9 protein-coding genes are annotated in these 7,734 nt (G+C 39.4%); all 9 read left to right on the forward strand.

Features of this window, described 5'->3' with window-relative positions; genetic code table 11:
• Positions 1 to 178: 178 nt before the first annotated feature.
• On the forward strand, positions 179 to 811 hold the full coding sequence (locus tag ACJAZP_RS19430) for a LysE family transporter (RefSeq protein ID WP_415232396.1): 633 nt from the start codon (positions 179 to 181) through the stop codon (positions 809 to 811).
• A 104-nt stretch (positions 812 to 915) separates the two neighbouring features.
• Entirely contained in the window at positions 916 to 1,404 is a 489-nt protein-coding gene (locus tag ACJAZP_RS19435) for a hypothetical protein (protein ID WP_415232397.1), read from the forward strand.
• A gap of 172 nt (positions 1,405 to 1,576) precedes the next feature.
• Positions 1,577 to 2,287 (forward strand): hypothetical protein, encoded by a 711-nt coding sequence (locus tag ACJAZP_RS19440; protein ID WP_415232398.1) that lies wholly within the window; start codon positions 1,577 to 1,579, stop codon positions 2,285 to 2,287.
• A gap of 369 nt (positions 2,288 to 2,656) precedes the next feature.
• Positions 2,657 to 2,947, forward strand: a complete 291-nt coding sequence (locus ACJAZP_RS19445; RefSeq protein WP_415232399.1) for a coiled coil domain-containing protein — start codon at positions 2,657 to 2,659, stop codon at positions 2,945 to 2,947.
• A gap of 112 nt (positions 2,948 to 3,059) precedes the next feature.
• On the forward strand, positions 3,060 to 3,389 hold the full coding sequence (yqfB, locus tag ACJAZP_RS19450) for a N(4)-acetylcytidine aminohydrolase (protein WP_415232400.1): 330 nt from the start codon (positions 3,060 to 3,062) through the stop codon (positions 3,387 to 3,389).
• Positions 3,390 to 3,781: 392 nt separating this feature from the next.
• Positions 3,782 to 5,938: a penicillin-binding protein 1B gene (gene mrcB, locus ACJAZP_RS19455; RefSeq protein WP_415232401.1), complete on the forward strand. Its 2,157-nt coding sequence runs from the start codon at positions 3,782 to 3,784 to the stop codon at positions 5,936 to 5,938.
• A 135-nt stretch (positions 5,939 to 6,073) separates the two neighbouring features.
• A complete protein-coding gene (locus ACJAZP_RS19460; protein WP_415232402.1) occupies positions 6,074 to 6,493 on the forward strand; it encodes a SufE family protein in 420 nt (139 codons plus the stop codon).
• Entirely contained in the window at positions 6,480 to 7,214 is a 735-nt protein-coding gene (locus ACJAZP_RS19465; protein ID WP_415232403.1) for a DUF3108 domain-containing protein, read from the forward strand. The genes ACJAZP_RS19460 and ACJAZP_RS19465 overlap by 14 nt, the downstream gene beginning before the upstream one ends.
• A 75-nt stretch (positions 7,215 to 7,289) precedes the next feature.
• On the forward strand, positions 7,290 to 7,734 hold a 445-nt coding region (locus ACJAZP_RS19470), incomplete at its 3' end, for an RlmF-related methyltransferase (RefSeq protein ID WP_415232404.1).

A 7,734-nucleotide genomic window follows, 5' to 3' on the forward strand; every position in this document is an offset into this window, starting at 1 on the left:
GCATAGAATGCACCCTACGAGCTATGCGTTTGTTGTCATGGTTGGTGCTAGTTGGCGTTCAAGTAAGACAGCCATTAAATTTATGATCAATTTTAAATAGTAAATCAGATCACTTTATTAATGCGTTAGGTATTATTCGCCAGCGAGCATTATCCATCAATGCAAAAAGGAACTCAGCATGTCATTAGAATTATGGTTAACATTTGCATTCGCCTGCGTGATTTTCAGTATTGCTCCCGGTGCCGGTATGGTCATCACCGTCAGTAACTCAATTTCCGGTGGGCTTAAAACCGCAGTAAAGAATATATTAGGTTTACAGTTAGCATTACTGACCCATATTTTAATTGTCTCAGCGGGACTTGGCGCGCTGTTAGCGACTTCGGCATTAGCCTTTACAATATTAAAATATATTGGCGCTGCTTATTTATTGTACTTAGGATTTTCTAAATTTTTCAGCAAGGTGGGTGCAGTAACTCAGGAAGATGCATTAATCTCTCAGACTTCCAATAAAAATTTAATATGGAAAGGTTTTGTGGTCAATATGATGAACCCTAAATCAATTGTATTTTTAGCGGCTTTTCTACCACAATTTTTAAATCCCGCCCTTGACCTGGTTTTTCAATATATAGCATTAGGGAGTACGGTGCTGATCATCGATTTGGCCGTTATGTGCAGCTATGCTTTATTAGCGAGCTTACTGAAACCCTATTTAGTTAAATCCAGTTTTGTAACATTACAAAACAAAGTATTTGGTTCTTTGTTCATTGCAATGGGAGTATTCTTAGCAAGAGCCGAGCAATCGACCCGCTGAGACATCAATCAACCAGGACATAATACAGTCTATTTTTATTCCTCACATTTTAGTCGACAATATTTTTCCTATTACCAAGATATACTATTTCATAGGAAAGACTCGTGATACCACACACCACGGTTATTATTGACTGGCTGGGCCCCTATAATTATGCTGAAATTAAGCAAAACCCAGGTTGGAGCAACGGTCTTTATCTGGCTACCGGCAAGTTAAAGTATGAGAGAGAGGCCACCATTCAATACTGCGGGATCACCGAGGGCAGTTTCATCGGCAGGTTTAAATCTCACCATAAAGTGCATAAAATAAGCAGAGAGCAGGCATTCTGGCTGGGCACGGTGAAATACCCCCATGAGGCCTCAAGACACTTTCTTGAAATTGCAGAGTCAATCATTGTTTATTTCTGGCAACCTTCGCTTAACAACAGGAAAAAAGCATTTCCGCCCAAGCCAATCACTCTGGTCAACAAGTGGTTTAAAAAAAATGGGCTGCCGCGTCTTCGCCAACATAGTATGTGCAAGTATCTCAGTGACGTTATCTCCTGGGACGGCGAGTTATGGCGTAGCGGGAACCTTCAGGTTTGGGAAAAATGAAATATAATATTAGCGCCAACAATGTTAGCGTAATCGTTATCTGCTCAAATATCATAAAATAACAATGAATCTGCTTATTGACAGCTAGGGTAAAAACCATCATTTATATGACCAATTAGAATGCCACAAAAAAACCAAAGCACGCCTTATAAATTAATATTAGGAGATTGTAATGAACAAAGAATTTAATGTAGAGATTTTATCTTTTCTGAAAATTTCTGAGATTGAAAATGCTTGGACGGCAGATGATTATAAAACGCTGTTAGCGATGATTGATATCGGTGAAGATGATCTTGTCGGAATGGGTGAATCAGAGTTAAAAGAGATGTGTTTGATGTCACTTAATGATTTAGAACCGTTTGAATCCGCTAAATTACTTTTAACCGATATTTTTAAAGATGAAATTACGGCAGGCAAGATAGATCAAATAAGTCATCAAATGCTTGATAAGAATCTTTGGGAAGTGCACGCAGATCCTGCCTATCACATGAGCCTTTTTAATGCTTATGAGCTGTTAAGAAAAGCCTACAATGGCATTTTCACAGAGCCGACCGGCGTTAAATTTACGATCAAAATAACAGCAGATAAAAAGGAATCATTTGAGATCTTTGAGCCATCGGAAGATGCGGTGATAGTCAGACTGCTTGCCAATGGATTAAATGAAAATGCAATTTTAAATCGTCTTTTTGAAGAGAAAATAAGTGGAGAAAACTTCCCCGAGGCTAAAAGTATACTTTGGATACTAAAAGAACTGTCGCGCACAGACAACGAACGCCAGTATGAAATTACAAGTTCATATCTTTGGTTTGGCGAACTTGAAAATATGAGCAGTTTTGATGCAGACGCTCATGCTGATCTAGTGGAAGATGAGGAAGGGAAATAATACCAATTTCACTAATTAAGTGGTCTATTTAGGCGCAGGGAAAATGCCTGAAAGCAAAGCATTTATTGCAGTAACTAGTTGTTCTAATTATAAAATTAATAACAAAGACTAAAACGTATTTTTATGTCTAGCTAGCATGTTTTTTAACCAGCATAAATGAACAGAAAATTAATATATTTGGTATAACAGGGAGCAGAACAGGATAAAATCCCTGCAAATTTTCGCTTTTTAATCTATTGTTTTTTAAGGCTAGAGTATTTCGGGAAAGTGTCTTTTTCGAAATCAAAGACATTCCACCGCCTGGTTAGGCAGCGTGGGTATTTGAGCTAAATACTAATAGACAATGCCCAGCATAAAGAGGAAAAAGTAATGAATAAAAAAGAGTTATATCAGCAGAAGAAACAGGCTCAGTTGGATGAATGGAAAGCTGAGCTCGACAAGCTTAAGGCAAAGGCTTCCGGAGGCAGCGCCGATGCACAACTCGCCTTAAACAAGCAGATCGAAACACTGGAAAGCAATATTGAAAAGGGAAAGACCAAGCTCGCAGAAATCGCGGATGCCAGTGAAGAAGCATGGGAGACGGGCAAAGAGGATGTTGAATCCGCATGGGATTCGATTAAGTCTTCTTTTAATGACGCTGCGGATAAGTTCAAAAAATAATGGCGTCTGCCCAACAATAAGGATAGATTGTGACAACAGTTAAAACCACGATCTTATCCTGTTGTTGAACAAGTCTTGAACGTGTTTCAATATTACCGAGTGAGAATGAATAATGATGAGTGTTCTAGATAAAATTACGTTTTTTGAATTTCTTACGCCATTGATTAAATCGGGCAAAAAGACAATAACGATTCGGAATAAATCTGAAAGCCACTATGTTGTCGGCTCTCAAGTTGAGGTTTTTACACTGGAAACGGATCAAAAGGTTGGTGAGATAGAAATTATATCCGTGCAGCCAATAACCTTTGATGGGATCAACGAATTCCATGCTCAACAGGAGTCTCTGGCATTACCGAGGCTAAAAGAACTGATTAAAGAAATCTATCCTAATATAAATGAGTTGTTTGTTATCACCTATAAGCTAATGCCAAGCGGTATCTAGTGTGCAGTTTTTTAACGGCAACTCAGGAGTGATTTGCTGTGGTCTGCGGCGCGGATAATCAACAACAAAGATTGCTAAGGGTTCCTTCTTTGTTCTTGGCTTTCTGATTTTTATCTATCCTTGTTGGTTATTATTTTTTGAACTTATCGCCGTTAAGATAGCTTCACGTTTGAATCAGCCCCAGAAATAATTCAAATCATGCCCTTTATTTTCATTCCTTTTTGCCTGCATTCCTGAAGCATATTGACAAATGTGTCAAACTACTTGCTACAATCCTCCACTGATTTAATCAAATAACAGAGAAACGGGTTTTGCTTGATCACAACAGAGCAAGGTTTGAGCAACAAGCCGCAAAAAGTGGATAGATCAAAAATAAAACAGTTGGGAAGTTGATGTCTAAAAAGAGCAAAACACCTGAGGTTGTTGAAAAAACCAAACAATCAAAAACTAAACCTGAAGCGCAAAATAAAAAATCTTTTAAACAGTCATTTTTAGGTTTTTTATGGTCTTTATTTTGGAAAGGCAGCATCGCTTTTATCGCCTTGATGCTTATCGCCGGTATTTATTTTGATGAAAAAATTGAGCGTAAATTGGATGGCCCAATGTGGACCTTACCGGCACAGGTTTATGCGCGACCTCTATTATTAACCGCCAGCAGCCGACTGTCTAAACAAGCCTTAATCGCAGAGCTCAAGTTATTAAACTATCGTCCGGTAGTTGATGTGCAGGCAAGCGGACAGTTTGCGGTCAACAATCATCAGGTGCTGATTTATAAACGTGCTTTTAATTTTGCAGATCGTTATGAAAGTGCAAAGCTGATTGCGGTTAATTTTTCCGGCGAACGGCTGCTGTCGATCAGCGATGAAAATCAGCAGGAGATAAGCTCCGTACGTCTGGATCCCTTGCTATTAGAACGGCTTGCTTCCGAGGATATTGAAGACCGTGTTTTTATTCCTTTTGAGCAGATTCCCAATCTTCTGGTTAATACCTTGTTGCTGATGGAAGATCGGAATTTTTATCACCATCAGGGGATCTCACCGGTTGCCATTATCCGCGCCTTTATGGTTAACTTTAAGGCCGGGAAAACCCTACAGGGCGGCAGTACGCTCACTCAGCAGCTGGCCAAGAATCTTTTTTTGAGTCAGAATCGTAGTTTGTGGCGTAAATTTCAAGAAGCTTATATCGCGCTGCTGATTGATTATAAATACAGTAAAGACAAAATTTTAGAAGCCTATTTAAACGAAGTGTATTTGGCTCAGAACGGTAGCTCGGGTATCTACGGGATTGAACTTGCCAGTGATTATTATTTTGCCCGGCCTATTAATGAGTTACGGATTGAACAGATAGCCCTGCTGGTGGCTATTATCAAAGGCCCGTCCTATTACAACCCTCACCGTAATCCAAAGCGGGCATTAAAACGCCGCGATCTGGTTTTGCGTATGATGCTTGAGCATAACCTTATTAGCGTCGGCGCTTATAAGTATGCAGTGCGAGGCGATCTCCATTTGAGCGCAAGAAGCGCTTTAAATCATCGCACTAATCCCGCCTTCGTCAGTTTGCTGCGCAGAGAGCTGCAGGCGAATGTTGCCAAAAACGTGCGTAAACGTAACGGTTTATTTATTTTTACTTCGATCGACCCCTTTGTGCAAAAAAATGCCGAGCTGGCGGTTGCACAGGGCATTGATGGTCTTGAAAAGAAAGGCAAGTTGATGCTTCAGGGCGCGATGGTGGTGAGCGATCGCAAGTATGCCGAGGTGCTGGCTTTAGTTTCAGGCAAAGAGGTCAAATTCAGTGGTTTTAACCGTGCTTTGGATGCTAAGAGGCCAATCGGCTCTCTGGTCAAACCGGTGGTTTATTTAACCGCATTGGAGGGGGGATTTGCTCTTGATGATCGATTAAGTGATAAAAAAATTGTCCTGAAAAACAGTTCCGGTCAGCGCTGGAGCCCAAAAAATTACGACCGCAAATTCCGCGGAGATGTGAGCTTTGAGGATGCATTAATCCACTCTCTTAATGTCCCGACGGTTAATTTAGGGATGCAGGTGGGCCTTAACAATGTTATTAACAGCTTATATAAAATGGGGGTGACTGAAAACATCAATGCTTATCCCTCTTTGGTATTAGGCAGTGTGGCTCTGTCTCCTTTTCAGGTCGCGCAACTGTATCAACCCATTACTATGTCTGGCGTTTATCAACCATTATCGATGATTCGTGCAATCGTTTCAAAAGAGGGGCAATTACTGTATCAGCGTCCGCTCCGGCGTAAACAAATATTTTCTCAAGGGGCGGTCACAAAATTAACTGATACCCTGCATAAAGTCACCACCCAAGGCACTGCACGCAGTTTAACCTGGCGAAACCGGGGGCAATATTTTTCCGGAAAAACAGGTACGACCAATAACTTATACGATAGCTGGTTTGTTGGTTTTGATGCCGAGCAGGTGGTCACAACATGGGTCGGCAGAGATGATAATAAAAGTGCAAAACTAACCGGCAGTAGCGGAGCATTAATTTTATTTTCCGATTATATGAATAATAAAAAAAGGTAGTCTGGCGCATTTTGACTATAATGGCTGCACATTTGTAATAACAGCTTGTTATAAAAGAGCTGCTGTTTAGCTTCTTTAGTGAACTTTTAAACTAAATAAAGGTTCTAACGTTGAAAATATTAAGGATAGGTAACAATGGTATTGTCTTTACCAACAACAGAACAATTATTAACTGATTTTCAAGAAAATAAAAGTTGGGATAAACAGTACAAAGTGATTATTCAATTGGGTAAAAAACTCCCCGGAATGGACGCACAAGATAAAATTGAAACTAATCTGGTACGGGGGTGTGAAAGTTTAGCCTGGTTAATGATTAATCAAGAGGGGAATTTTTATACCTTTAAAATGGACAGTGAGACGCGTGTTGTCAAAGGGTTAATGATGATCCTATTGATTATCTATCAAGGTAAAAACGCAGATCAGATCCGCGCTTTTGATATTCATCACTATTTTGAAAAACTGGGTTTACTTAAGCATTTAAGTCCATCTCGTACAAATGGATTTTTTACCATTGTACAAAAAATTCAGGAGGTATCATCCTTTGAACAAAATTAATTTTTTACCTTTTATGCTGTTTTTTTTGCTGCTAACAACAAGCCGGTTTGGATTTTCGCAACAAGCGGATGTGACGTCTGTAGATGAACAGAGGTATGTTTACAAAGTTTATTATAAAAAAATATCAATAGGAAAAATGATCAGAGAACTGCAATTAAAAGACGATCAAATTAAGGTTAATACTATTGCTGACTTGTCTTTTTTACTGATGAAATTCGGTGGTAATCAAATTTCGAATATTTATTGGGATGAAAAATCCCAGCGTTATTTAAGCAAACAATTTTCACGTAAGAGTGTCGGTTTCAGTACGGTGAGCATGTCTGCTCGATTTTCTAGTAACGGTCACAATAGCACCATAGTTAACAATGGCAAAACCACCCAATACAGTAATCCAGATGAGTATCTTGTCGATTTTAATACCATTCTTTTGCAAATCCGCGAAGGATTAAAAGCCGGCCAAACTGACTTTGAATTTTTTATGCAAACGTCGGATTCAGTGGCGCACTACTTTTTTAAAGTCACCAAAAAAGAGATGATTGACAGTAAATTTGGAAAGTTTGAGAGCTACCGGGTTGAGCAAATGAAGAAAAAAGATCGGACCTTTATTGCCTGGTTTGCGATTGCGCTTGATCATCAGATGATAAAATTTGCCTATAAAAGAAACATCTTAGATATTCGCGGTGAATTAAGTGAATACTCCAATATGAGCATCATTGATTAGCATTCAACCTTCATACTCTTAATCAACGGCTTCAGCGCACTGCGTTTTAGCCGTTTATTTTTTTGGATAAATTAAATGACCAACCAGAAACAAGTTAAAGCATTATTACACTCGAGAAATTTACACCGGGGTCAATACGACTTAAAGCAACTTTGTGAACAATCTCCGCCATTAAGTGCCTTTTTAAGGACGAACCCGAGAGGTGAACAAACACTTGATTTTAGTGAGCCACAAGCGGTATTACTGCTCAATCAGGCGCTGCTGAAACAGTTTTATCATGTTGATTTCTGGCAAATACCAGCGGGTTATTTATGCCCGCCAATTCCGGGACGGGTTGATTATATTCATTATCTTGCAGATTTATTGGGCGATACTTTTAATGGGAAAATCCCAGAAGGTAAGCAGATTAAGGTATTAGATATAGGCACCGGGGCAAATTGCATTTATCCCATTTTAGGCAGCCAAAGTTACGGATGGTCTTTTGTGGGAACGGATATTGATCCGTTATCGGTAAAAATGG

Source organism: Psychromonas sp., from assembly GCF_047632955.1.
Lineage (GTDB): Bacteria > Pseudomonadota > Gammaproteobacteria > Enterobacterales > Psychromonadaceae > Psychromonas.